The organism is Brevibacterium sp. Z349TD_9, from assembly GCF_056173565.1.
This window is the reverse complement of sequence record NZ_CM149680.1, coordinates 2,615,678-2,641,464: the sequence shown is the minus strand read 5'-3', so window position 1 is coordinate 2,641,464 and position 25,787 is coordinate 2,615,678. Positions and strand designations below refer to the sequence as shown.

The window sequence follows — 25,787 nt, the reverse complement described above, 5'->3', positions numbered from 1 at the left end:
GAGAAGTCCCTTGTCGAGTCATTTCCCAGAGAACTTTGGCATCATCGGTAGGCGTGAGCGAACGTAATGTCATTGTAGTCGGGTCGACCGGGTCGGTCGGCACTCAGGCCCTCGACGTACTGGCCGAGAACGCAACGGATTTCGCAGTCGTCGGCCTTGCCGCAGGGTCCCAGGTCGACCTTCTGCTCACCCAGGCGCTCGACTTCTCCGTCCCCGTCATCGGGCTGACCTCCCCTCCCGCCGGCGGCGAGGACGGCGTGCGGAAACGGTTGTCCGAACTCGCCGCAGACCGCGGAATCGATGATCCCGTTCGTGAGATTCTTCTGGGGGAGACCGCCGCCGAGGCGGTCGCGAGCCGCTCGGCCGACATCGTCCTCAATGCCGTGACCGGAGCCGCCGGACTCGGCGCGACGCTCGCGGCGCTCGAGGCCGGCACCGACGTCGCCCTGGCGAACAAGGAGTCGCTCATCATCGGCGGCTCCCTCGTCCTCGACGCCGCCGAGCGGACCGGCGCCCGCCTCATCCCCGTCGACAGCGAGCACTCGGCGATCGCGCAGGCCCTGCGCTCCGGCACGCACGGCGAGGTCGCCAGGCTCGTCATCACCGCCTCGGGCGGGCCCTTCCGCGGCATGACCCGGGAAGCGCTGCGCCGCGTCACCCCGGCCCAGGCGCTCAAGCATCCGACGTGGTCGATGGGATCGATGATCACGATCAACTCGGCGACGCTCGTCAACAAGGGGCTCGAGGTCATCGAAGCCCATCTGCTCTTCGGCATCGACTTCGACGACATCGAGGTCGTCGTCCACCCGCAGAGCCAGATCCACTCGATGGTCGAGTTCACCGATGCCTCGACGATCGCCCAGATCTCCCCTCCGGACATGCGGCTGCCCATCGCCTACGCCCTGGGCACCCAGGATGACGGCACCACCCGCCGGATCCCCTCGGGTGCTGTGCCGAACAACTGGGGTCAGCCCATGCACTGGTCGTTCGAACCGGTCAACCATGTCGCGTTCCCCGCGCTCAGCCTCGCGATCGAGGCGGGGAAGCGGGCCCGGAGCTACCCTGCGGTGTTCAACGCCGCCAACGAGGTCCTCGTCGAGGCATTCATCGCCGGCGACATCCCGTTCACCGGCATCGACTCGGGTCTCGAACGGGCCCTGGCCGCCCACGAGCCGGCCCCTGAACACAGCGTGGAGACCGTGCTCGCCGCCGACGCGTGGGCCCGGGGGTTCGCGCGCGACCACGTCGCCGCACAGACCGGTGACGCACAGCCCGACGCTCAGCCCGCGGTCGTCGCCGCCGGGCGGTCGAGCGAGGTGAGGCGATGACGGTCGTCCTCTTCATCCTCGGGATCGTCCTCTTCCTCATCGGCATCTCGATCTCGATCGCGCTCCACGAGCTCGGTCATCTCACCCCGGCGAAGCGGTTCGGGGTCAAGGTCACCCACTACATGGTCGGCTTCGGGCCGACCCTGTTCTCGTTCCGCCGCGGTGAGACCGAGTACGGGATCAAGGCGCTGCCGCTCGGCGGGTTCATCGCGATGCCCGGCATGTACCCGCCGCTCGAGGCGACGAAGCAGCGGGTGGGCGAGCCGGCCGTCGCCGGGCGGACCGACGGCGCTGCCGCACAGTCGGGCGACCGCCTCGGCGAGGGGGCGGAGCTCGCGCCGGACACGGTGCCGGATGAGGGCCGGGTCACCGATGAGGACATGCTCGGCGATGCCGAGCGGCGCCCGAAGAAGCGGAAGGGCCGGCTGTTCGAGAACACGATGGCCGATGCCCGGGAGATGTCGAACGACGAGATCGCACCGGGGGAGGAGCATCGGACGTTCTACGCGCTCAGCGTGCCCAAGCGCCTCGTCGTCTTGTTCGCCGGGCCCTTCGTCAACCTCGTCCTCGGGATCATCATCATGGCGATCTCGCTCATGGGCATCGGGGTGATGACGCCGACGACGACGGTCGCCACCGTCGTCGAGTGCGCGGTGCCCGCCTCGGAGGCGGCAGAGCGACCCGCATCACAGAAGAACTCATGCCAGCCCGGCGATCAGCTCACCCCCGCGTGGGAGGCCGGATTCGAACCCGGCGACGAGATCACCGCGGTGGCCGGTGTCCCGACGGAGAACTGGGATGAGCTCTCCTCGGTCATCAAGGACCACGCCGGCCAGCGCGTCGACGTCGACTTCGTCCGCGACGGGCAGGCACAGACGGTGTCCGTGCCGATCATCGCCCACGAGCGTCCCCGCGTCGACGACCGGGGGCGTCCGCTGACGAACCCCGACGGCAGCCCGCAGACCGTGACCGAGGGCTTCCTCGGCATCGGGCCGGTCCAGGAGCGTCAGCCCCTGCCGCTGGCGGAGTTCCCGGGCGCCGTGTGGGATCAGGTCACCGGCGTGTTCAAGGCCATCGTCACCCTCCCGGTCAAGCTCGTCGACATCGCGCAGGTCGCCACCGGGGCGAAGGAGCGTGACGCCGAGGGTCTCGTCGGCATGGTCGGCGTCGGCCGCGTCGCCGGCGAGATCGTCTCCACCGATGAGCTCCAGGTCGTCGAGAAGGCCCAGCTCGGCCTCGGGGTCCTCGGCTCCCTCAACATCTTCCTCTTCGCGTTCAACATGATCCCCCTGCTGCCGCTCGACGGCGGGCACATCGCCGTCGCCCTCTACGAAGGGGCGAGGCGGCGGATCAACCGGTGGCGCGGACGCGGGAAGATCGGGCCCTTCGACACGGCGAAGCTGCTGCCGCTCACCTACGTCGTCATCAGCCTCATGCTCGCCATGACGGCACTGCTCGTCTACGTCGACCTCGTCAAGCCGATCACCCTCGACGCGATCTTCCGTTCGGCCGGGTAGGTAGGCCGGCGCTGCCCCAGCGGGCGCGCCGCCGGGCCGCAGTCCCAGCCGGTACGCCGCCGTGCCGCCGCCCCAGCCGTTAGGCTTCCGGCCGCGGTCTCACTCGCTCAGGGTGATCGCTTGGACATCGCCGAGGTGGTCGAGCCGAACGGTGATCGCTGCCCCCTCTGCCACGGTGACGGTTCCGAGCAGTCGGGTCTCCATCGTCAGGTCGTCGACGGTGACTGGTCGGGTCGCATCGACCCGGTGCGACTCGAGCCAGGCTGCGGTGCGCTCCCTCCTCTCCTGTCGTGGCTCGTCGAGGTCCATGTTCACCGCGAAGTGCGCATCGGCGAACGCGTCATCCCACGTCAGGGTCGCGGCCACGGCACCGAGGACGGTGCGTCCGGTGCGCGGACCCGGCGGCAGCGGGTGCGTCGGGGCAGGTGCGGTCTCACGCTCGAGCACGGGTGAGGCCCGTGTCACGGGTTCGTCCCGGCGGAGGCGAGGGTTCTCCTCGGCGCGACCGATGGCGGTCAGCCACGCGGCGTCGACGGCGTCGCGGACGATGCGCTCGGCCGGATAATAGGTCGTGTTGCCGAGGACGACGATGCCGAAGCCGAGGTCGGGGAACCACCGCATGTGCGAGCCGTATCCGGGGTAGCCGCCGGAATGGCAGAGGACACGGCCGAAGCGGGAGTCCTGCCGGTGCATGAGGCCGTAGCCGTAGTGGACCTCCTCGGTGTGCAGCCGGCTCGTCTCGACGGCGATCGGACGGTGCGGCCGCTGGTTCGCGGCGAGCACGTGCGACCACGCACCCGGTGCCGTGTTCGCCTCGGCGTCGAGGGCGTCCATGTGGATGGTCATCCACTGGCAGATGTCGTGGGCTGTCGAGACCATGCCGCCGATCGCCGAGAAGGCGCCCGGCCGCGTCGGGGTCAGTCTGTGCGCTCTGCCGAGCCGGTCGATGCGCAGACCGGGGACGAGGTCGGGGAAGTCGGCGACATCGAAACCGGTGCGGGGCATCTGCAGGGGTCCGGTCACCTCGGTGGTCACCATCTCCGGGAACGTGCGGTCGGTCACCGACTCCGCGGCGAGACCGAGGAGCGCGTAGCCGAGGTTGCAGTACTCGAATCCGGTGCCGGGATGAGCGATGGGCACGAGCGGGCGCTGGAGGAAGGTGAGGAAGTCGAAGCGGCTCATCGACTCCATCCGGTCCGCCCACGGGTCGTCCCTGCCGAATCCCGTTCCCATGGTCAGGCACTCGCGGGCGGTGAGCTCGCCGACGGCGGTGCCCTTGAGGTCGGGGACCAGGAAGTACATCGGATAGTCGTAGTTGAGCCCGCCGTTCTCGAGCGAGCCCATGACCGCTGCGGTGAACGACTTCGTCATCGAGGCGATCCGGAAGGGACGGTACGGGTTGGTCAGCTTCGCCTCGGCGTGACCGGGTCCGTTCCTCACGACGATGCCGAACGCCATCTCCCCGCCCACGGCCGAGAGCTCCCGCTCGGCACGGTGGAGCCGGTCGGCGATGACGTCGAGGTCCGGGCGCACCGGGGCGATCGTCATGCTCTCCGCCTGCGCCTGTTCGTCCATGTGATCAGTGTCTCATCCGGCACTGACACGACGGGGTCGGGGCCGGTGCGGACCGCGCGGCGCTGACAGGCAACGCCCAGGTCGTGAGGGATCCCACCGGGGGCGACCGGTCGCGGACGCACCGATCGACCTACAATGAGAATGACTCGTACTATCGGGCCGAGGCGGCTGCGATCCAGCCGCCGACAGCCGAAATGAAGGGATCGTCTTCGTGACATCGGTCAACCTCGGAATGCCAGCGCCCCCGCCTCCCGTCCTCGCACCTCGGCGGAAGACCCGGCAGATCCACGTCGGGAAGGTGGGAGTCGGCTCCGACTACCCGATCAGCGTGCAGTCGATGACGACGACGCCGACGACGGACATCAACGCGACCCTCCAGCAGATCGCCGAGCTCACCGCCTCGGGCTGTGACATCGTCCGCGTCGCCTGCCCGTCAGCCGACGACGCCGCCGCTCTGCCCGCGATCGCCCAGAAGTCGCAGATCCCCGTCATCGCCGACATCCACTTCCAGCCGAAGTACGTCTACGCCGCGATCGACGCCGGCTGCGCGGCCGTGCGCGTCAACCCCGGCAACATCCGCAAGTTCGACGACCAGGTCAAGGAGATCGCGGCCGCGGCCAAGGACGCGGGCACCTCGATCCGCATCGGCGTCAACGCCGGATCGCTCGACAAGCGGATCATGGAGAAGTTCGGCAAGGCCACCCCAGAGGCGCTCGTCGAGTCCGCCGTGTGGGAGGCCTCGCTGTTCGAGGAGCACGACTTCCACGACTTCAAGATCTCCGTCAAGCACCACGACCCGGTGATCATGGTCCGGGCCTACGAGATGCTCGCCGAACGCGGCGACTGGCCCCTCCACCTCGGCGTCACCGAAGCCGGCCCCGCCTTCCAGGGCACGATCAAGTCGGCCACGGCCTTCGGCGCCCTGCTGTCGAAGGGCATCGGCGACACGATCCGGGTCTCGCTGTCCGCGCCCCCGGTCGAAGAGGTCAAGGTCGGCAACCAGATCCTCGAGAGCCTCAACCTCAAGCCGCGCAAGCTCGAGATCGTCTCCTGCCCTTCGTGCGGTCGGGCCCAGGTCGACGTCTACACGCTCGCCGAGAAGGTCACCGCCGGACTCGAGGGCATGGAGGTGCCGCTGCGCGTGGCCGTCATGGGCTGCGTCGTCAACGGACCCGGTGAGGCCCGCGAGGCCGACCTCGGAGTCGCCTCCGGCAACGGGAAGGGACAGATCTTCGTCAAGGGCGAGGTCATCAAGACCGTGCCCGAGTCCCTCATCGTCGAAACGCTCATCGAAGAGGCCATGCGCATCGCTGAGGACTCCGACGTTCCCTCCGGTCCGCCGGAAGTCGTCGTCGGCTGAGAGATCCCGATGTGTTGAGAATCGCTCCACTCGGGCATCGGCACACCGCGTGGCTGAAGAGCCAGCTGACCCTCAATCCGTGCGAGAACGTCTATCTGCTCGCGCTCCTCAACGTCACCGGCACCGCGCAGACCGGGTCCCCGGCGGGAGCCCTCTACGGGGTCTTCGACGGTGACCGGCCGGTCGCCGCGTACTGGGTGGGCGGGAACATCATCCCGGTCGCAGCGACGCCGGCGACGAACGAGGTGCTCGCGCGCAAGCTCAACGCGGACGGGCGGTCGTCATGCTCCCTCATCGGCCGGCGCGAGGTCATCATGGACCTCGACTCCCGGCTGAACTGGGGGAGGCCGCGCGGGGTGCGGGGACGCCAGCCCCTGCTCGCGATCAGCTCCGATCCGCTCGTCGACCCCGACCCGGACGTCCGCCTCGCGACCGTCGACCAGCTGCCGACGGTGTTCCCCGCCAGCGTCGACATGTTCACCAAGGAAGTCGGCTTCTCGCCCATCGAAGGCGGGGAGTCGAGCTATCTCGCGCGGGTGCGCGGCATCATCCGCGGCGGGAACTCGTTCGTGCGCATCTCCGATTCCCTGCCCTCCGGCCAGCCCGCGCCGAGGTGGCCGGCCACCGACCGTGCCGAACAGGTCCTCTTCAAAGCCGACATCGGCATCCGCTCACCCCGGATCGTCCAGGTCCAAGGCGTGTGGGTCCACCCCGAGGCGCGCAACCAGGGACTCGGTGCCGCAGGCATGGCCGCCGTCGTCGTCCAGACCCGCGCTGCCGGGCACCCGACGGTGAGCCTCTATGCCAACGACTACAACGAGGCGGCGCTGCGGATGTACCGGCGCGTCGGCTTCGACCAGGTCGGCACCTTCGCGACCGTGATGTACTGACGCGCAGCGCCCGGAGGGTTGCTGAGATCAGCGCTCGGGGCGGCGGCCGCGGAGCCGGTCGAGGTCCCGGCGGTCCTTCTTCGTCGGCCGTCCCAGCCCTTTGTCGCGCTTGGGGACGAACCCGCGCAGCGCAGGGTCGGGGGCCGGGGTGAGATCCTCGTAGGCGCCGACGGCGATCGCGGCCCCCGGCCTCGTCGGGAGGAGACCCGTGATCCGCCAGACGAACTCCGTGCCCGCCTTGCGCACCCGCACCTCCTGGCCGATCGTCACCTTCTGCGCTGCCTTGACCCGCTGCCCGTCGACCTGGACGTGGCCGCCCCGGCACGCCTGGGTGGCGAGGCTGCGGGTCTTGAACATCCGCACGGTCCACAGCCACACGTCGATGCGCACCGTCGCGCCCGGTGTCCGGTCAATGTCCACGGCAACCGCCCTCACTGCGCACGGATGCCGACTCCCGGCCCGTCGAGACCGCCCCGGGAGTCCTGCCGCAGGGCGATCTCCGAGCGCCTCGTGAACGTCTGCGCCGGCCGGCCCCGCCCCTGGGTGACCGCGCGACCGGTGGCGTCGAGCAGCGGCAGCATCGTACGGCGGAACGTATCGGCCTGCAGCTCCTCGCCGGCGACGACCTCGTGGAGGCTGCGCAGCTGACGCAGCGAGAACTCCTCGGACAGCAGTCCGAAGGGGTCGGGTGTGCGCTCGTGGAGGGCGCGGAGCCGGTGGACGGCGACCCGGACGATCTCCTGGTGCTCGTCGCTGAGCTCGGCGACCGTGTGCACGGGCACGAGTTTGCGGGGCACGCCCTCGTCCCCACCGGCGACGCTTCCGTCGTCGGCGCTCTCACCGAGTCCGACATCGGCGGCCGAGAGGACGTCGAGGTGGGCCACAGAGATCACCCAGCCCCGATCGTCGCGGTCGGGCTGGTCGAAGACGTGGAGCTGGACGGGGGAGCGGTCGACGAGCTGAGCCTTCTCCCGCAGGCACCGGGCGACCGCCTCGGCGAGGCGCTCCTGCGGTCGGAGGATCGACCCGGGAAGCTGCCAGCGTCCGTCGCGGGAGAGAGTGAGGAGCACGTTGAGGCCCCGGTCGGGCACGGGGCAGAGGACGGCAGTGTCGACGGCGACCGAGGGCCGGGGGAACTGGGACAGCTGGGTGGTGTCAGGCATGCTCTTCACGATCGGGTCAACGGAATCGACAGCGCTGACCAGTCTAGTTGGCTCCCGATCCACCGGAGAAAACGGTCCAGCTCACCTGTCGGACTCGCACCGCCGGACGGGGACGGCCAGGCGAATGGACGCACGCGCACGCGGGCGGATAGTCTTCGATCTGTCCCCCGAGTCGCCCAAGGAGATACGCCCATGGCCCTGCGCATGTCGTCGCTGTTCGTCCGGACCCAGAAGGAAGACCCGGTCGGCGCCGAAGTCGCCAGCCACAAGCTCCTCCACCGCGCCGGCTACATCCGCCGTTCGGCCCCCGGCATCTACACGTGGCTGCCGCTCGGACTCGCCGTGCTCGGGAAGATCGAGGCGATCGTGCGCGAGGAGATGGCCCGCGCCGGGTCGCAGGAAGTCCACTTCCCCTCCCTCCTGCCCGCCGAGGTGTACAAGCAGTCCGGGCGCTGGGAGGCCTTCGGTCCCGACCTCTTCAGCCTCCAGGACCGGAAGAAGAACGACTACATCCTCGCGCCCACGCACGAGGAGTTCTTCACCCTCCTCGTCAAGGACCTCTACTCCTCCTACAAGGACCTTCCGCTCTCGCTCTACCAGATCCAGACGAAGTACCGCGACGAGGCCCGCCCCCGCGCCGGCCTCCTGCGCGGGCGCGAGTTCATCATGAAGGACGCGTACTCCTTCGATATCGACGACGCCGGACTCGACGCCTCCTACGAGGCGATGCGGGTCGCCTACCTCCGCGCCTTCGCCCGCCTCGGCCTGCCCTGCCTGCCGGTCAAGGCGACCCCGGGTGCGATGGGCGGATCGGGCACCGAGGAGTTCATCTACCCCTCCGAGGTCGGCGAGGACACCTTCGTCCGCTCGGCCGGCGGGTACGCCGCCAACGTCGAGGCCGTGACCTCGGTCGTCCCCGATCCGATCCCGTTCGACGGCATCCCCGCCGCCCATGTCGAGGACACCCCGGACACCCCGACGATCGAGACCCTCGTCGCCGCCGCCAACGCCGACCACCCCCGCGAGGACCGCGAGTGGACCGCCGCGGACACGCTGAAGAACGTCGTCTGCGCGCTCACCCACCCCGACGGCACCCGCGAGGTCATCGTCATCGGCCTGCCCGGCGACCGCGAGGTCGACCTCGACCGCGCCGCCGGCACCGGGATGCTCAGCACCGGCGAGGTCGACCTCGAGGCCGCCACCGCCGAGGACCTCGCGATGCACCCCGAACTCGTCAAGGGCTACATCGGCCCCGGCCTCGACCTCGACCACCCGGTCCTCGGCCTCGAGGGCTCGACGAAGCTGCGCTACTTCCTCGACCCCCGCATCGTCCCCGGCACCCGGTGGATCACCGGGGCCAACGAGCACGGAAAGCACGTCTTCGACCTCGTCGCCGGCCGTGACTTCGTCTCCGACGGCACGATCGAGGCCGCCGAGGTCGTCATCGGCGACCCCGCCCCCGACGGCTCCGGACCGCTCGAACTCGCCCGCGGCGTCGAGATCGGCCAGATCTTCAAGCTCGGCCGCCGCTACGCTGAGGCCCTCGACCTCACCGTCCTCGACCAGAACGGGAAGACGGCGACCGTGACGATGGGCTCCTACGGCCTCGGCGTCACCCGGGTCATGGCGTGCATCGCCGAGGAGTACCACACCGAGGCGGGCCTCCTCTGGCCCCAGCACCTCGCCCCGGCCGACGTCCACATCATCGCCGCCGGCAAGGGTGAGGACATCGCCGAGGCGGCTGAGGCGCTCACCGCCGAGCTCGAGGCCGAGGGGGTCAGCGTCCTCCTCGACGACCGCACGAAGGTCTCGCCCGGGTTCAAGTTCGCCGACGCCGAGCTCATCGGCATCCCCACGCTCATCGTCGTCGGCCGGGGCCTGGCCGACGGGGTCGTCGAGGTCCGTGACCGCTTCGCCGACGACAAGCGTGAGCTTCCCCTCGCCGAGGTGGTCCCGACCACCGTGGCGAACGTCCGTGCCGCCTACGCCCGGGCTGCCGCCGCCGGCGACGCCGCCGTCGTCGAGGACTCGATCGAGGCCGCGATCGACGACGCCGAGGCCGCCGCCGCGAGCGCCGAGGCCGAGTCCGCACCGAAGGCGTGACCGGGCGCCGATGAGCGAGGTCCTCACCGGCGGCATCGACGTCACCCTCGTCATGCTCCTGTGGCTGCTCGCCGCGGGAGCCCTGGCCGGGTGGATCGACGCCGTCGTCGGCGGTGGGGGACTCATCCAGCTCCCCGCGCTCCTCCTCGTCCCGGGGATGACCCCGGTCCAGGCGGTCGCGACGAACAAGGTCGGGTCGATCGCGGGGACGACCGCCTCGGCGGTGACGTACCTCAGACGGATCACCCCTGACCGGTCCGCGACGATCCCCGCCGCGGCCACGGCCTTCCTCGGCGCCGTCATCGGGGCGAAGCTCGCGACCCTCGTCCCCGCGGGTCTCTTCACCCCGATCATCCTCGCAGCCCTCATCGGGGTGGGGCTGTTCACCCTGCTCAACCCCAGCCTCGGCGCCGATGTCAGTCTCCGCTACGGGGAGACCTCGAAGCGCCACCATGCCCTGTCGTGGCTCATCGGGCTCATCATCGGCGTCTACGACGGAGTGCTCGGCCCCGGCACCGGGTCCTTCCTCGTCATCGCCTTCGTCTCGATCATCGGCTTCTCGTTCCTCCAGGCCTCGGCGACGGCGAAGGTCGTCAACTGGGCGACGAACTTCGGGGCACTCGTCTACTTCGTCCCCGACGGCCAGGTCGTCTGGCTGCTCGGACTCGTCGTCGCCGCCGGCAACGTCGTCGGAGGGATCATCGGGGCGCGCACCGCGATCGCGAAGGGCTCGGGGTTCGTGCGCATCGTCTTCGTCGTCGTGGTCTCGGCGATGATCCTCAAACTCGGCTCCGACGTCGTCTCCGACCTCATCCGGTAGGGGAGCGCCGCAGCGGGCAGGAGCCGCGCGTGACTGATGTCCGCCTAGCCGATGGCCTTGAGGGCGTGCGCGTCGACGCCGAGGACGTCGGCACCGGTGAGCGCGCGGGCGACCCACAGGGAGCGGGCGGCATCGGCGAGGGACTCCGGGGTTCCGTTCCGGGCAGAGCGGAGGTACCAGAACATGTTCGTCACCTCACGGGCGACCGCCGCACCGATGCCGTACTGCGGATCGATGCCGGCATGGCGGGCGAGGTCGGCGGCGAAGCCGCGCAGCCAGGCCGCCTGCTCCCGGGGGATGCGGGAGGGGATCTCCGTCAGCCGATTCCACAGGACGGGGGCGATCGTGTACGCCGTCGGCCCCGACAGCGGCTGCGGGTCGATCGCCTTCCACGTCGAGACGCCCGAGGCGTCGGGGTTGCCGGCAAGGATGTTGTAGTAGTGGAGGTCGGCGTGGATGAGCCAGTTCTCCTCCGAGGTCGCCAGCGTGTGCATCCAGGTGCGGGCATGGGCGAGGACGTGGGCGTCCTCGCGCACGGTCTGCGACCATCCGCTCAGCAGCGTCGCATCGGCCTCGAACGTCGACAGCCAGCCCGCGGCCATGTCCTGGACGCGCATGAAGTCGGGCCCGGCGGGGATCTCGAGGGACTTCTGCAGCGCACCCCACACCGGCGGCACCTCGGCGAGGGGGAGCACGGAGAGGTTCGCCTTCGTCCGCAGCCGCTCCTGCAGGGTGACCCGGAAGCTGCGGTCGTCGCGGATCACCCGCACCGCTCCGTGCCCGTTCCACATCTTCAGCGCCCGCAGCGCCTGCGCGTGCGCGGCCGTATGCGCCGAGGTGGGGGCCGCGAACCGAAGCACGCCTTGGTAGTTCTCCTGGGTGAGGACGGGGATGACGAGACTCTCGCATCCGGCCCAGGGGGCGCCGGGGACCTCGTCGAAGCGCAGATTCCACCGCTCACCCAGCTCATGGGCCATGAAGTCGAGGGCTGCGACCCAGGCGTCGGTGCGCGCGGTGCCGATGATGTCGCGCGTCGACCGGTAGAGGACGGGCGGGACCCTCACGTCCCGGCCTTCGGCGACTCCGGCCCGGCGTCATAGGTGTAGCGCAGCGGCTGCGGTGCGGCGAAGGCCTCCCTGGCCCGCGCCGACTCCCACACCCGCAGGGCCGCGGCCGGATCGGTGCGCAGCCACGGCAGCAGCGAGGCGGCGACCGCGTCCTCGAGGGAGAGGGCGAGCTGCGCGGCCGACTCCGCATCCGTCGGGCTCGGATCGAGCTTCCAGGCCGGGGCGTCGGGGCCGGCCGCCTTCTCACCGAGGTTCTCGAGCATCTCTCCGACCAGCGATCCGAGCGATTCGAGCCGGTCGAGGGCGCTCTGCCGCTCTCGGGACTTCCGATCGAAGTGCACGGCGAGGCGCTCGTAGCCGTACGCGGCGGCGCGGGCCTGATCGAGGATCGTGTTCCAGTCCTTCGCCCCGCCGTCCTGACCGGGTGAGGAATCCGGGGCCGCCTCGGCGGGGGTGGCTCGGGCATCGTCGGCGGCACCGGCGAAGGCCTCACGGAGGCGTTGCTCGGCACCCTCGCGGATCTCAGCGCGCACCGTTCCCGCGGTGAGCGCGCACCCGGTGGCGACGTCGGTGAGGACGGGGATGAGACCCGAGCCGAGCTGGGAGACGGCGTCGAAGACGGCCGTGGACACCGCCTGGGCGGCATCGAGGTAGGAACGGGGCTGCTCCGTGGGGGGAGGTTCGGTCGCGAGCTCGCTCGGCGGGGCCCAGACGGGACCGATCGCGTCCCGGAGCTTCTGCAGGTCCTCACCGGCGGTCTCGGGATCGCCGTCGGTCACCGACGCCTCGGCGAGGATCCGGGCGATGCGGTTGCGCAGCTCCTGGGAGGCATCGAGCGTCGGGATCTCCGGGGGAGTGTCGAGGCGCAGTCCGCACCCGGAGAGGAGGCCGAGCCCTGCCCCCGCCGCGCCGACGATGAGGACGGAACGACGGGTGAGGGGAGAACGCATAGGGCAATCGTAGCGGATGCTTAACCTTCGCCCGGGGTCTCGCATAGGGTGGGATGCACCGGTGACGGGACCGGCTCGGCGGCCCTCGGAAACGAGGGTGGGACGGCTCCCGATCGGTGTGGTCAGCAGTCGTCACGAGAGGAACGGAGAGAGCATGGACGAGGACGTCGCACGTATCGAGGCGCTGCTGAGGGAGCCCCTGGCCGAGGCCGGGTTCCACCTCGAGACCGTCAAGGCCGTCGCCGCGGGACAGCGGCGCACGCTCACGGTCGTCGTCGACCTCGACGAGTCGACCGCGGAGCCGATGTCGATGGACAAGATCGCTGAGTCCACGCGCATCGTCGGCGATGCCCTCGACTCCGTGGAGGTCTTCCGCGACAAGCCCTACCAGCTCGAGGTGACGAGCCCCGGAGCGACCCGGAAGCTCGAACAGCCGCGTCACTTCCGGCGGGTGCTCGGGCGCCGGCTCGAGGTGAGCACGAAGAAGGAGAGCTTCAAGCTCGACCTCGAGGAGGTCGCCGACGACGCGATCAGCGGCACCGACCCCGCCCGGCGGGAGAAGCGGTCGGTCGGCCTCAGCGACATCGTCAAGGCCCAGGTGGAGCTGAAGTTCCGGTGAGGGCAACTGCGATACACTGGTTCGCCTGATAAGTGAACACCGACAATTCAATGCGTCAGGCGGTCAGCGGCACGACCGCACCGCCTGGGGCCGGAGAGGATAAGGGCCATGGATATCGATCTCGATGTTCTGCGCGTCATCGAACGTGAGCGCGAGATTCCGTTCGACACTCTGATCGAACTCATCGAGCAGGCGCTCTTCCTTGCCTACCAGAAGACCGAGGGCGCGTGGCCCGATGCCCGTGCCGAACTCGACAAGTCCACCGGAGAGGTGCGCATCTGGGCGGTCGAATTCGACAACGACGACAATCCCATCGGCGAATTCGACGACACCCCCTCAGGCTTCGGACGCATCGCCGCGCAGACCGCGCGCCAGGTCATCCACCAGCGTCTGCGCGATGTCGAGGACGAAACCCTGCTCGGCTCCTTCAAGGGGCGGGAGGGAGAGATCGTCTCCGGCACCATCCAGCAGGGTCGGGACCCGCAGATGGTCCAGGTCGACCTCGGCGAGGTCGAAGCGGTGCTGCCCCCGCACGAGCAGGTGCCCGGCGAGGAGTACAAGCACGGCACCCGGCTGCGGGTCTACATCGCCGACGTCCACAAGGGACCCAAGGGCACCTCGGTGACCGTCTCACGCACCCACCCGAACCTCGTCCGCCGGCTCTTCGCCCTTGAGGCGCCCGAGATCGCCGACGGCACCGTCGAGATCGTCTCCCTCGCCCGAGAGGCGGGCCACCGCACGAAGCTCGCGGTCCGTGCGACGAAACCCGGGGTCAACGCCAAGGGCTCGTGCATCGGCGAACTCGGCTCCCGTGTGCGCGCGGTGATGAACGAGCTCGGGCAGGAGAAGATCGACATCGTCGACTACAGCGACGACCCGGCGAAGTTCGTCGCCCACGCCCTCTCCCCGGCGAAGGCCACCCGCGTCGACATCCTCGACGCCGGCAGCCAGGAGTCCCGGGCCGTGGTCCCGCGCGACCAGCTCTCGCTCGCGATCGGCAAGGAGGGCCAGAACGCGCGCCTGGCCGCGAAGCTCACCGGCTGGAAGATCGACATCGTCGCCGAGGACTGAGGGCGACCGCCTCGGCGAGGCGTGCTGCGGTCCCGACAAGGCGCCCGAACACCTCGGCGTGATCCCGACCACGTTCGCCGGTGGCGGAACCGGGAATGGAAGTGCTGTAGAATTGTTGACTGTGAATGCTGGCAGTGCACCTCAACGGACGTGCATCGCCTGCAGGCAGACAGCGGATCGGGACGAGCTCATGCGCTTCGTGCATCGCCCCGACGAGCGGCCGGCCATCGTCCCCGACGTGTCGAAGACACTGCCGGGACGAGGGGCCTGGATGCACCCGGATGCGAAGTGCCTCGAGAAGGCGCGGACATCCGCTCCCTTCGCCCGAGCCTTTCGGACGAAGATCACCGCTTCGGACCTTCCGGAGCTGGACACCGAACCCAGACAGAACGGGTGAGCCAAGAATGGATGACAAGTAGTGAGTGTCGTGCGATGACACCCTCACCGGAATTCGAGAGAGCAGTGTAATGAGACCTGCTCTTCATTGATGAGGTTTCTTCCTGACCGGGAAGGAACCCGGACAGGAGAACTGTGGCAAAGCCCCGTGTCCATGAGCTCGCGAAAGAGCTCGGCACAACCAGCAAGATCGTCCTCGAGAAACTCAAGGACATGGGCGAATTCGTTTCGTCCGCCTCCTCGACGCTCGAAGCCCCCGTCGTGCGACGGGTGAAGGAGGCATTCGCCGATTCCGCGCCTGCCGGCGGCAAGGCCGGAGGCGATTCGACCAAGAAGCCGGCTGCGAAGCCCGGAAAGGCCGCGGCCAAGCCCGGCGCTCCGGCTGCCAAGCCCGCAGCGAAGCCCGGCGCCAAGCCGGCGGCGAAGTCCGAGTCCGCTGCCAAGCCGGCGGCGAAGTCGGCACCCAAGCCTGCCGCGAAGCCTGCGGCCGAGACCCCGGCCTCCCCAGCGGCCGGCGAAGCCCCGGCACGTCCGGCGGCTCCGAAGCCCGCAGCAGCCCCGAAGCCGGGTGCGGCCAAGCCCGGTGCTCCGAAGCCCGGCGGTCGTCAGGGCGGTGCGGGCAGCGCTCGTCCCGGCAACAACCCCTTCGCTCCCTCGCAGGGCATGCCGAAGCCCGGTGGACGCTCAGGTGCCCCGAAGCCCGGCGGCCGTCAGGGCGGTCAGGGCGGTGCGCGTCCCGGCAACAACCCGTTCGCGAACTCGCAGGGCATGCCCAAGCCCGGCCAGCGTCCTCCGCGCCCCAGCGGTGAGGCAGGCGCAGCCGGTCCTCGGCCCGGCGCCCCCCGCCCCAACCCGTCGATGATGAAGAACTCCGCGCTCAACAAGCCCGCTCCGGGCCGGGGACGCGGAGGCGGTCGCGGCAACGCTCCCGCCGGTGGACCCGGCGGTCCCGCCGGCGCACCCGGCGGCGCTCCGGCAGGACGTCGCGGACCGGGCGGAGGCCCGGGCGGCGGTCGCGGTTCGGGTCGCGGTCGCGGCAGCACCCAGGGTGCGTTCGGCCGCGGCGGCGGTCCCCGCCAGAAGGGCCGGAAGTCGAAGCGGGCCAAGCGCGCCGAGCTCGAGCAGATGCAGGCACCGTCGATCGGCGGTGTCACGGTTCCGCGCGGCGACGGCGAGACGCCGCTGCGCCTGCGCCGCGGCTCGTCGCTGGCCGACTTCGCCGAGAAGATCAACACCGACCCGACGAACCTCGTCACGGTGCTCTTCCACCTCGGCGAGATGGCGACGATCACCCAGTCCCTCGACGAGGACACCTTCCAGGTGCTCGGTGAGGAGCTCGGCTACAAGATCGAGATCGTCTCACCCGAGGACGAGGACCGCGAGCTGCTCGAGACCTTCGACATCGACCTCGATGCGGAAGCCGCCGAGGAGGACGACGACGATCTCGTCGCCCGCCCGCCGGTCGTCACCGTCATGGGTCACGTCGACCACGGTAAGACGAAGCTGCTCGACGCGATCCGCTCGGCCAACGTCGTCGCCCGTGAGGCCGGCGGCATCACCCAGCACATCGGTGCCTACCAGGTCGAGGTCGAGCACGAGGGCTCCGAGCGTCGCATCACCTTCCTCGACACCCCGGGTCACGAGGCGTTCACCGCCATGCGTGCCCGCGGTGCGAAGTCGACGGACCTCGCGATCCTCGTGGTCGCCGCCGACGACGGTGTGATGCCGCAGACGATCGAAGCGCTCAACCACGCTCAGGCGGCGGATGTGCCGATCGTCGTGGCGGTGAACAAGATCGACAAGGACGGCGCCAACCCGGCCAAGGTGATGCAGCAGCTCACCGAGTACAACCTCGTGGCCGAGGAGTACGGCGGCGACACGATGTTCGTCCCGATCTCCGCGCTCAAGCGCGAGGGCATCGACGAGCTCCTCGAGTCGGTCCTGCTCACCACGGACGCCGCGCTCGACCTGCGGGCGAACCCGAACAAGGCAGCCCGCGGCATCGCGATCGAAGCGAAGCTCGACAAGGGCCGCGGCGCCGTCGCGACCGTCCTCGTCGAGTCGGGCACGCTGCGCCAGGGCGATGCGATCGTCTGCGGCACCGCGTTCGGCCGTGTGCGTGCGATGTTCGACGAGAACGGCAACTCCGTCTCCGAAGCGGGACCCTCGCGTCCCGTCCAGGTGCTCGGACTCTCCTCGGTCCCGCGCGCCGGCGACTCGTTCCTCTCCACCGATGACGACCGCACCGCACGCCAGATCGCGGAGAAGCGCGACGCCATCGAGCGCAACGCCGCCCAGGCCCGCGGCCGCAAGCGGATCAGCCTCGAGGACTTCACCAAGGCACTCGCCGAGGGCAAGGTCGACATGCTCAACCTCATCCTCAAGGGCGATGTCTCCGGTGCCGTCGAAGCGCTCGAGGACTCGCTGCTCAAGATCGACGTCGGCGACGAGGTCGACCTCCGGATCATCCACCGCGGCGTCGGTGCGATCACGGAGAACGACATCAACCTCGCCACCGTCGACAACGCGATCGTCATCGGCTTCAACGTCCGACCCGAGGCCAAGGCCCGCGACCTGGCCGACCGCGAAGGCGTCGACGTGCGCTACTACTCGGTCATCTACCAGGCGATCGACGACATCGAGAACTCGCTCAAGGGCATGCTCAAGCCCGAGTTCGAAGAGGTCCAGACGGGCTCGGCGGAGATCCGCGAGGTCTTCCGGTCCTCGAAGTTCGGCAACATCGCCGGTTCGATCGTCCGCGACGGGGTCATCACGAGGAACTCGGCGGCGCGGGTCACCCGCGACGGCGTGGTCATCGGCGACAACCTCAAGGTCGAATCGCTGCGGCGGTTCAAGGACGATGCGACCGAGGTCCGCGAAGGCTACGAGTGCGGCATCGGACTCGGCAGCTTCAACGACCTCAAGGTCGGCGACATCATCGAGACCTTCGAGATGCGCGAGAAGCCGCGCGACTGACGCTCTCGTGAGCTGATTGGCCAAGCGGCCGGTGCGATCACGCACCGGCCGCTTCGCTCCTTATAGACTTCTTCCCAGCACTCACCGGCACCCGACCGGCCACGACAAAGGACACCACATGGCAGACGCAACCCGCGCACGCAAGATCGCCGACCAGATCAAGGTCATCGTCGCGAGCACGATCGAACGCAGGCTCAAGGACCCCCGGCTCGGCTTCGTCACCGTCACCGATGTCCGCGTCACCGGCGACCTCCAGCACGCGACGATCTTCTACACCGTCTACGGTGACGGCGCCGACCTCGAGTCGACGGCCAAGGCGCTCGAATCCGCGAAGGGCTTCATCCGCTCCGAGGTCGGCAAGGGTCTGACGATCCGGCTGACCCCGAGCCTCGAGTTCATCGCCGACGCCGTCCCCGAGGAGGCGCTGCGCCTCGACAACCTCCTCGCCCGAGCGGCCGCCGACGACGCGCGCATCGCCGATCTCAAGAAGGATGCGAAGCCCGCCGGCGACGCCGACCCGTACAAGCGGTCCGAGGTCGAGTCCGACGAGTCCTGAGACATCCGCCGAGGTGAGGGCGGGCGGTCCCGGCGCCGACCCGTGTGCCGCGCCCTCGCCGAGGCGGTAGCCGGGTGGGGGAGCGGAAGCGACCTTGCTCACGATGGGCAGAAAAATCCTGCGTAACAGTTTTGTTATCTTTCCGCGATGCCCTAGACTTTTTCGGGTAACGATCTGATTACGACTCTGTTAAGGGATTTCTGCATTGGGTAAGCACTCTTCACCAAAGCCCGGCTTCGCCAAGCAACTGATCCGGGACCTCGCTCCCGCGGCCAAGCGCTCGACCGGTCGGCACTCGGCTGAGGCCCCCTCGACGGCCACGTCCGTGCTCGCCACGGTCAAGCAGCGGCCCGTCGTCGCAGCGATCGCCGTGCCGGCCGCCGCGACGGCCGCCGTCGTCGGCTCGAGCGTCGTCATGGGACCCCCGCAGACCGGGGAAGTGACGACCGAGGCCGCGAGCACCTCGCAGCAGCAGGAGGCGCCCGCCTCCACCGGCGTGAGCCAGGAGGAGATCGACGCACAGCGCGAGAAGGCCGGCAAGGAGTACATCGAAGAGGTCAAGAAGGACCCGAAGTACAAGAACAAGACCTCCTCGAAGACCACCCTCAACGTCAAGACCCCGAAGCCGAAGCCGACCCAGGAGTCGAGCGCGCAGGCCTCGAAGAGCGCGTCGGGCTCGAAGGGCGAGGAGAAGTCGGAGTCGAAGGGCGGCGGCAGCACCCCGTCGGGCGTCGAGACGCCCCCGTGCAAGGTCTCGTCCTCGATCGAGTCGGGTCTCCTGCCCAACGCCGTCAACGGCTACCGTGCCGTGTGCGCGAAGTTCCCCGAGGTCAAGACCTTCGGTGGCCGTCGCCCCGGCACCGGCTCGGACCACAACACCGGCGAAGCCGTCGACATCATGATCGCCGGCTCGACCGGCGACCGCATCTCCGAGTACCTCATCAAGAATGCGAAGGCGCTCAACGTCAAGTACGTCATCTTCGAGAAGCGCATCTGGATGCCCGGCCGCGGCTGGAAGTCGATGGAGGACCGCGGTTCGGCGACGCAGAACCACATGGACCACGTCCACGCCTCGTTCAACTGACCAGGTGAGCGAGACTTCCCCGCAGGGCATCCTCGTCTGCGACAAACCGCAGGGGCTGTCCTCCCACGCCGTCGTCTCCCGCATCCGCCGCTGGTACGGCACCCGCAAGGTCGGCCACGCCGGCACCCTCGACCCGATGGCCACCGGCGTCCTCGTCCTCGGCCTCGGTCGGGGAACGAAGCTGCTCGGCCACATCACCGGGGTGTCGAAGACCTACGCAGCGACGATCCGCCTCGGCGCCGGCACCCCGACCGACGACGCCGACTCCGAACCGGACGTCTTCGCGGACCCCGCGCGCCTGGCTGCGGTCACGGACGCCGACATCGCCTCCGGGGTCACCGCCCTGCGCGGGCCCATCGACCAGGTCCCGAGCGCCGTCTCGGCGATCAAGGTCGACGGCAAGCGCTCGTATGCGCGTGTCCGAGCCGGCGAGGACGTCGTCCTCGAACCCCGCCGAGTCGAGGTGACGCAGTTCGACGTCCTCGAGACCCGGCGGGACAGTGCCGGGGGCGGACACATCGACCTCGACGTCGTCGTCGACTGCTCCTCGGGAACGTACATCCGGGCCCTCGCCCGCGACCTCGGTGCGGGCCTCGGGGTCCACGGTCATCTCACCGCACTGCGCCGCACTCGGGTCGGGCCCTTCGACCTCCAGGGCGCTGTGACGATCCCCGACGACCTCGACACCCCCGCCCCGCCACTCATCCCGCTCGCCGAGGCGGCCTCCCAGCTGCTCCCGACCGTGACCGTCGATGCGGCCGGGGCGAGGGACCTCATGCAGGGCAAGTCCCTGGCCGGACCGTGGACGACGACCGGGGTCGACGGCAGCGACGTCGCCGTGACCAGCGCCGGCGAACTCGTCTCCGTCGCCGAGGTCCGCGCAGACGGCAGCCTCAAGTCCCGCACCGCGTTCGCCATCGGCCTCGCCTGAGCCGCCGCGGGGCGTCGCGAACCGACCGATCGGGCGGAAACCGACTCACAGCGGCCGCTCCGCGCGCATGGAGAGCCCCCGCTGAGGACCGGTTCGCACGCATCATCCCACTGCGATACTCTGAGTCGGTGCACGGAAGGAGCAGCGCTCGAGTGGAGATCTATCACGGGCTGGACGAGGTCCCGCAGGACGGCATCGGCACCGTCATCACCCTGGGCAACTTCGACGGCGTCCACCGTGGCCACCAGACCGTGCTGCGCGCCGTCGCCGCCGAGGCTGACGAGCACTCCCTGCGATCGGTCGCGATGACCTTCGACCCGCACCCGCGCACCGTCCACCAGCCCGAGACGCCGACGCAGATGATCACGAGTGTGCGCCAGAAGTCGCAGCTCATCGCTGAGACCGGCATCGACGCCCTCTTCATCCAGCCCTACGATCTCGACTTCGCCGCTCAGACCCCTGAGGAGTTCGTCTCCCGCTACTTCGTCGACGGCCTCGACTGCCGGTGTGTCGTCGTCGGCGACGACGTCCGCTTCGGCCACGACAACGCCGGGACCATCGAGACCCTGCGCCGCCTCGGCGAGGAGTTCGGGTTCACCACCGTGACGATCGACGAGGTCGGACGCGGGGGACGGTACTCGTCGTCGCGGATCCGTGACCAGATCATCTCAGGCGATGTCGCCGAGGCGGCCGATCAGCTCGGCCGCTACCACCGGGTCGAGGGCACCGTCGTCCACGGCGACGCCCGCGGACGCGATCTCGGCTTCCCCACGGCGAACCTCTCCGCCGACGGCGAGGGCCTCATCCCCGCTGACGGCGTCTACGCGGGCTGGGCGAGCTTCGAGGGGGAGGACCACCCGTTCCCCGCCGCGATCTCGGTCGGCACCAACCCCACCTTCGAGGGCTGTGACCGCCGTGTCGAGGCCTATGTGCTCGACAAGGAGTTCGGGGAGTTCGACGTCTACGACCGGCACATGGTCCTCGAGTTCGTCGCCCGCATCCGCGGTCAGGTCGCCTTCTCCGGCCTCGACGACCTCATCGCGCAGATGCACGAGGACATCGCCGATGTGCGCGAGGTGCTCCACACCTGATAAGCTGATCTCTGCCGTTTTCACCGGCCGCGGTCCCATAGGGCTGGAACAGACAGGTTCCGGCGCCGCGCAACGATACGTCAGGAGAACTCCATGGCTCTCGATACTGCCACCAAGCAGGAGATCATCAAGGAATACGCGACTCACGAGGGCGACACCGGTTCTCCCGAGGTTCAGGTTGCCCTGCTCACCCGCCGGATCACCGATCTCACCGAGCACTTCAAGGACCACAAGCACGACCACCACTCGCGTCGCGGCCTGCTGCTCCTCGTCGGCCAGCGCCGTCGTCTGCTCAAGTACCTGCAGGCGGTCGACATCGAGCGCTACCGCTCGCTCATCAAGCGCCTCGGTCTGCGCCGCTGATCGCATCCGATCTCGTCCGACGCCCCGCCCTCACCGGCGGGGCGTTCGTCGTCTCCGGGCCTGGGAGCAGGCTCACTGGCCGTCATCGGCATCTGCTGTAGACTGACCGGCGGACGCCCATGGACGTTTCGGTCCTCGGTAGTGGCCTCCGGAGGGAACCTTCCGTGGGCCCCGATCGATGACCGGCCCTGATTCCATGGCGTCTTCCACACTGTCCGCCGACAGGGCGAGCACCCGTCGCCCGGACTCGGCACCGAACAAGGAGATCACGTGGGAACCACCCCTGAATCCACGGTCGCAACGATCGACAACGGTCGCTTCGGCACGCACACCATCCGCTTCGAGACCGGTCGCCTGGCCAAGCAGGCCGCCGGCTCCGCCGTCGCCTATCTCGACGACGACACCATGCTGCTGTCGGCCACGACGGCCGGCAAGAACCCCCGCGAGGGCTTCGACTTCTTCCCGCTCACCGTCGACGTCGAAGAGCGCATGTACGCCGCCGGCCGCATCCCCGGCTCGTTCTTCCGCCGCGAGGGCCGTCCCTCGACCGATGCGATCCTCACGTGCCGCCTCATCGACCGCCCGCTGCGCCCGTCCTTCGTCAAGGGCCTGCGCAACGAGGTCCAGGTCGTCGTCACCGTGATGTCGATCAACCCCGACCACATCTACGACGCCCTGGCCATCAACGCCGCGTCGATGTCGACCCAGCTCTCGGGTCTGCCGTTCTCCGGCCCCATCGGCGGTGTCCGCATCGCCCTCATCGACGGCCAGTGGGTCGCGTTCCCGAACTTCTCGCAGCTCGACGACGCCGTCTTCGACATGGTCGTCGCCGGTCGCATGGTCGGTGACGACGTCGCCATCATGATGGTCGAGGCCGAGGCCACCGACCAGGCCCTCGACCTCGTCAAGACCGGGGCCAAGGCCCCCACCGAAGAGGTCGTGGCCGAGGGGCTCGAGGCCGCAAAGCCCTTCATCGCCGAACTCTGCCGCGCCCAGCAGGAGCTCGCCGACCTCGCCGCGAAGCCGACCGTCGAGTTCCCCGTCTTCCGCGACTACCAGGACGACGTCTTCGAGGCCGTCAAGGACCTCGCCGAGGCGAAGCAGACCGAGAACTTCCAGATCGCCGACAAGCAGGAGCGCGAAGCCGCGGGCGAAGAGCTCCTCGCTGAGCTCTTCGACAAGCTCGGAGAGCGCTTCGAGGGCCGTGAGAAGGAGATCGCGGCGGCTCTCAACGCGCTGACGAAGCAGATCGTGCGCAAGCGCATCCTCACCGAGCAGATCCGCATCGACGGTCGTGGGCTCAAGGACATCCGTCCGCTCTCGGCCGAGGTCGACGTCATCCCGCGCGTCCACGGCTCCGCTCTCTTCCAGCGCGGTGAGACCCAGATCCTCGGCATCACGACGCTCAACATGCTCAAGCTCGAGCAGCAGATCGACTCGCTGTCCCCGGTGACCTCGAAGCGCTACATGCACCACTACAACTTCCCGCCCTACTCGACCGGTGAGACCGGCCGTGTGGGCAGCCCGAAGCGCCGCGAGATCGGCCACGGCGCCCTCGCCGAGCGCGCACTGGCTCCGGTCCTGCCCTCCCGTGAGGACTTCCCGTACGCGATCCGTCAGGTCTCCGAGGCCCTCGGCTCGAACGGGTCGACCTCGATGGGCTCGGTCTGCGCCTCGACCCTGTCGATGCTCTCGGCCGGTGTGCCCCTGCGCGCGCCTGTCGCCGGCATCGCCATGGGCCTCGTCTCCGACGTCATCTCCACCGACCAGGGCGAGCAGACCGCGTATGCGGCACTCACCGACATCCTCGGTGCCGAGGACGCCTTCGGCGACATGGACTTCAAGGTCGCCGGCACCCGTGACTTCGTCACCGCGATCCAGCTCGACACGAAGCTCGACGGTCTGCCCTCCTCGGTGCTCACCGCCGCCCTCAAGCAGGCCCGCGAGGCCCGCATGGTCATCCTCGACGTCATGGCCGAGGCCATCGACGCCCCGGGTGAGATGGCGGCGACCGCCCCGCGGATCATCTCGGTCAACATCCCGGTCGACAAGATCGGCGAGGTCATCGGCCCCAAGGGCAAGATGATCAACCAGATCCAGGAGGACACCGGCGCCGACATCAGCATCGAGGACGACGGCACCGTGCTCATCGGCGCGACCGACGGCACCTCCGCCGAGGCGGCCCGGTCGATGATCAACGCGATCGCCAACCCGCAGGTCCCCGAGGTCGGCGAACGCTACCTCGGCACCGTGGTCAAGACGATGAGCTTCGGCGCGTTCGTCTCGCTCACCCCGGGCAAGGACGGCCTCCTGCACATCTCCGAGCTGCGCAAGCTCAACGACGGCAAGCGCGTCGAGGACGTCGAGGACGTCGTCGGCGTGGGCCAGAAGGTCCAGGTCGAGATCACGAAGATCGACGACCGCGGCAAGCTCTCGCTCGCTCCCGTCGTCGACGGTGAGGACGAGGACTCCGAGGGATCGGACGAGGAGTCGGAGAACTGATCTCCCAGTCTGCCCACACCGGGGAGGACGCACCGATCGCTCGGTCCGTCCTCCCCGGTGGTCTCACGGTCATCACCGAGCACATGCCCGGTCTCGCCTCGGAGACCATCGGCATCTGGGTCGCAGCGGGCTCCCGCGACGAATCCGCGGACACCGCCGGATCGACCCACTTCCTCGAGCACATGCTCTTCAAAGGCACCTCGACGAAGGACGCCCTGGCCATCGCCGCCGCCTTCGACCGCACCGGCGGGGACTCGAACGCGATCACGGCGAAGGAATTCACCTGCTACTACTCGCGGTGCCTCGTCACCGACCTGCCCGACATCACCGCGCTCCTGCTCGACATGGTCTCGGACTCCACCCTCGAGAGCGCCGAGTTCGAGCGTGAGCGCGGCGTCATCATCGAAGAGCTCGCCATGGCCGCCGACGATCCCGGCGATGTCCTCTTCGAGGACTTCGACACCCTCGTCTTCGGCGACCACCCCCTCGCCCGCCCGGTGGGCGCGACGAAGGAGCAGATCCGCGTCCTCGGACACCACACCCTCCTCGACCACTACGCGTCGACGTACGTGCCCCGCCGGCTCATCATCGCCGCCGCCGGGGGAGCCGACCACGCCGAGGTCGTCGGAATGGTCGAGCGGGCGCTGGCCGAGACCGGGGCCTTCGCCACGACCGTCGCCCGGGACGCGGAGACGACCGACCGCCTCGGCGGGGCGCAGATCCTCACCCCGGGGACCGTCGGGGGCGGACATCCCCACGCTGCCGCCTCGGCGCGGACCCGGCCGGACTTCCTCACCGGACGCTCTCACACGGCCAAGGACACCGAGCAGCTGGGGATGCTGCTCGGATGCGAGGGGCTGCCCGAGGGCCACCCGGACCGGTTCGTCTATTCGGTCCTGCTCACCCTCCTCGGGGGCGGGATGTCGTCGCGGCTGTTCCAGAGCATCCGCGAGGAGCGGGGGCTGGCCTACGCGGTCAACACCACCGCCAGCCAATTCACCGACACCGGGACGTTCGGGATCTATGCCGGATGCAGCCCCGAGAACGGGCAGGCCGTCCTCGACCTCGCGCTGAGCGAATGGGACCGTCTCGCGCAGCACGCGCCGAGTCGCAGCGAACTCGACGAGATCGTCTCCCAGCTCTCGGGCTCGATGGTCCTCGGACTCGAATCCTCGGCGGCGCGGATGAATCGCCTCGCTCGGGCCGAGATCTTCGGGATCCCCATCGAACCTCCGCTCGACCTCATCGAGCGCATCCGCTCCGTCACCCCGGAGCAGGTGAGCGGCATGGCCGGACAGCTGCTCGGCCAGCCCAAGGCGCTCTCCCTCGTCGGACCTCCCACCGACGTCGCGATCTGAGCAGACCGTCCCGCGCCTGAACGACCGTTGAGTACGATGGACGCTCATGGGGCACTCCGCCCCGCTA

The 25,787-nt window shown here is 69.3% G+C and carries 22 protein-coding genes; 17 read left to right on the top strand and 5 right to left on the bottom strand.

Translation table 11 applies throughout. The features are described from left to right. Positions 1-53: 53 nt before the first annotated feature. A complete protein-coding gene (gene dxr, locus AC0VYB_RS12285; RefSeq protein ID WP_063249023.1) occupies positions 54-1,328 on the top strand; it encodes a 1-deoxy-D-xylulose-5-phosphate reductoisomerase in 1,275 nt (424 codons plus the stop codon). After that, the gene (locus AC0VYB_RS12280) at positions 1,325-2,845 is read left to right on the top strand and encodes a M50 family metallopeptidase (RefSeq protein WP_475384723.1); all 1,521 of its coding nucleotides are present in this window, start codon (positions 1,325-1,327) and stop codon (positions 2,843-2,845) included. Before dxr ends, AC0VYB_RS12280 begins: the two co-directional genes overlap by 4 nt. Positions 2,846-2,944: 99 nt before the next feature. Here AC0VYB_RS12280 and AC0VYB_RS12275 read toward each other — a convergent pair whose 3' ends face one another. After that, positions 2,945-4,420 carry a serine hydrolase domain-containing protein gene (locus tag AC0VYB_RS12275; protein ID WP_009378362.1) on the bottom strand — a complete coding sequence of 492 codons (1,476 nt, stop codon included), beginning with the start codon at positions 4,418-4,420 and terminating at the stop codon, positions 2,945-2,947. 211 nt (positions 4,421-4,631) lie between these two features. Between AC0VYB_RS12275 and ispG the strand changes: the two genes are divergently transcribed. Further along, complete coding sequence (ispG, locus tag AC0VYB_RS12270) at positions 4,632-5,780, top strand: flavodoxin-dependent (E)-4-hydroxy-3-methylbut-2-enyl-diphosphate synthase (protein WP_009378363.1); 1,149 nt, start codon at positions 4,632-4,634, stop codon at positions 5,778-5,780. Between the two features lie 11 nt (positions 5,781-5,791). Next, positions 5,792-6,670 (top strand): GNAT family N-acetyltransferase, encoded by an 879-nt coding sequence (locus AC0VYB_RS12265; protein ID WP_231882163.1) that lies wholly within the window; start codon positions 5,792-5,794, stop codon positions 6,668-6,670. Positions 6,671-6,697: 27 nt separating this feature from the next. On the opposite strand, the gene AC0VYB_RS12260 is transcribed toward AC0VYB_RS12265, so the two are convergent. Further along, the gene (locus AC0VYB_RS12260; protein WP_082834863.1) at positions 6,698-7,090 is read right to left on the bottom strand and encodes an RNA-binding S4 domain-containing protein; all 393 of its coding nucleotides are present in this window, start codon (positions 7,088-7,090) and stop codon (positions 6,698-6,700) included. 11 nt (positions 7,091-7,101) lie between these two features. After that, positions 7,102-7,833, bottom strand: coding sequence for an NUDIX hydrolase (locus AC0VYB_RS12255; RefSeq protein WP_063249148.1), 732 nt, complete (start codon positions 7,831-7,833; stop codon positions 7,102-7,104). Positions 7,834-8,025: 192 nt separating this feature from the next. Here AC0VYB_RS12255 and AC0VYB_RS12250 point away from each other — a divergent pair, with 192 nt between their 5' ends. Further along, positions 8,026-9,936 (top strand): proline--tRNA ligase, encoded by a 1,911-nt coding sequence (locus AC0VYB_RS12250; RefSeq protein ID WP_063249020.1) that lies wholly within the window; start codon positions 8,026-8,028, stop codon positions 9,934-9,936. A gap of 10 nt (positions 9,937-9,946) precedes the next feature. Next, on the top strand, positions 9,947-10,756 hold the full coding sequence (locus tag AC0VYB_RS12245; RefSeq protein WP_009378426.1) for a TSUP family transporter: 810 nt from the start codon (positions 9,947-9,949) through the stop codon (positions 10,754-10,756). A gap of 44 nt (positions 10,757-10,800) precedes the next feature. On the opposite strand, the gene AC0VYB_RS12240 is transcribed toward AC0VYB_RS12245, so the two are convergent. Together AC0VYB_RS12240 and AC0VYB_RS12235 are read right to left on the bottom strand one after the other, a co-directional pair. Next, positions 10,801-11,820 (bottom strand): aminoglycoside phosphotransferase family protein, encoded by a 1,020-nt coding sequence (locus AC0VYB_RS12240; RefSeq protein ID WP_009378428.1) that lies wholly within the window; start codon positions 11,818-11,820, stop codon positions 10,801-10,803. Then, the gene (locus tag AC0VYB_RS12235; RefSeq protein WP_009378430.1) at positions 11,817-12,773 is read right to left on the bottom strand and encodes a hypothetical protein; all 957 of its coding nucleotides are present in this window, start codon (positions 12,771-12,773) and stop codon (positions 11,817-11,819) included. The genes AC0VYB_RS12240 and AC0VYB_RS12235 overlap by 4 nt, the downstream gene beginning before the upstream one ends. A 154-nt stretch (positions 12,774-12,927) precedes the next feature. Between AC0VYB_RS12235 and AC0VYB_RS12230 the strand changes: the two genes are divergently transcribed. The 11 genes from AC0VYB_RS12230 to AC0VYB_RS12180 all read left to right on the top strand — a co-directional run bounded on the left by AC0VYB_RS12230 (position 12,928) and on the right by AC0VYB_RS12180 (position 25,720). Next, positions 12,928-13,392: a ribosome maturation factor RimP gene (locus tag AC0VYB_RS12230; RefSeq protein ID WP_009378436.1), complete on the top strand. Its 465-nt coding sequence runs from the start codon at positions 12,928-12,930 to the stop codon at positions 13,390-13,392. A gap of 108 nt (positions 13,393-13,500) precedes the next feature. After that, positions 13,501-14,463 carry a transcription termination factor NusA gene (gene nusA / locus AC0VYB_RS12225; protein WP_009378438.1) on the top strand — a complete coding sequence of 321 codons (963 nt, stop codon included), beginning with the start codon at positions 13,501-13,503 and terminating at the stop codon, positions 14,461-14,463. Between the two features lie 58 nt (positions 14,464-14,521). Then, complete coding sequence (locus tag AC0VYB_RS12220) at positions 14,522-14,860, top strand: YlxR family protein (protein ID WP_311199570.1); 339 nt, start codon at positions 14,522-14,524, stop codon at positions 14,858-14,860. Between the two features lie 134 nt (positions 14,861-14,994). After that, entirely contained in the window at positions 14,995-17,835 is a 2,841-nt protein-coding gene (infB, locus tag AC0VYB_RS12215; RefSeq protein WP_475384722.1) for a translation initiation factor IF-2, read from the top strand. Positions 17,836-17,953: 118 nt separating this feature from the next. After that, positions 17,954-18,391 (top strand): 30S ribosome-binding factor RbfA, encoded by a 438-nt coding sequence (gene rbfA / locus AC0VYB_RS12210; protein ID WP_009378445.1) that lies wholly within the window; start codon positions 17,954-17,956, stop codon positions 18,389-18,391. 205 nt (positions 18,392-18,596) lie between these two features. After that, a complete protein-coding gene (locus tag AC0VYB_RS12205; protein ID WP_009378447.1) occupies positions 18,597-19,475 on the top strand; it encodes a VldE C-terminal domain-containing protein in 879 nt (292 codons plus the stop codon). Positions 19,476-19,479: 4 nt separating this feature from the next. After that, positions 19,480-20,406 (top strand): tRNA pseudouridine(55) synthase TruB, encoded by a 927-nt coding sequence (gene truB, locus AC0VYB_RS12200; RefSeq protein WP_009378448.1) that lies wholly within the window; start codon positions 19,480-19,482, stop codon positions 20,404-20,406. Between the two features lie 152 nt (positions 20,407-20,558). After that, entirely contained in the window at positions 20,559-21,497 is a 939-nt protein-coding gene (locus AC0VYB_RS12195) for a bifunctional riboflavin kinase/FAD synthetase (protein ID WP_063249018.1), read from the top strand. 93 nt (positions 21,498-21,590) lie between these two features. After that, the gene (gene rpsO, locus AC0VYB_RS12190) at positions 21,591-21,860 is read left to right on the top strand and encodes a 30S ribosomal protein S15 (RefSeq protein ID WP_009378450.1); all 270 of its coding nucleotides are present in this window, start codon (positions 21,591-21,593) and stop codon (positions 21,858-21,860) included. 270 nt (positions 21,861-22,130) lie between these two features. Further along, positions 22,131-24,362 carry a polyribonucleotide nucleotidyltransferase gene (locus AC0VYB_RS12185; protein ID WP_095376486.1) on the top strand — a complete coding sequence of 744 codons (2,232 nt, stop codon included), beginning with the start codon at positions 22,131-22,133 and terminating at the stop codon, positions 24,360-24,362. An 83-nt stretch (positions 24,363-24,445) separates the two neighbouring features. Next, positions 24,446-25,720 carry a M16 family metallopeptidase gene (locus tag AC0VYB_RS12180; protein ID WP_095376487.1) on the top strand — a complete coding sequence of 425 codons (1,275 nt, stop codon included), beginning with the start codon at positions 24,446-24,448 and terminating at the stop codon, positions 25,718-25,720. Positions 25,721-25,787: the final 67 nt, after the last annotated feature.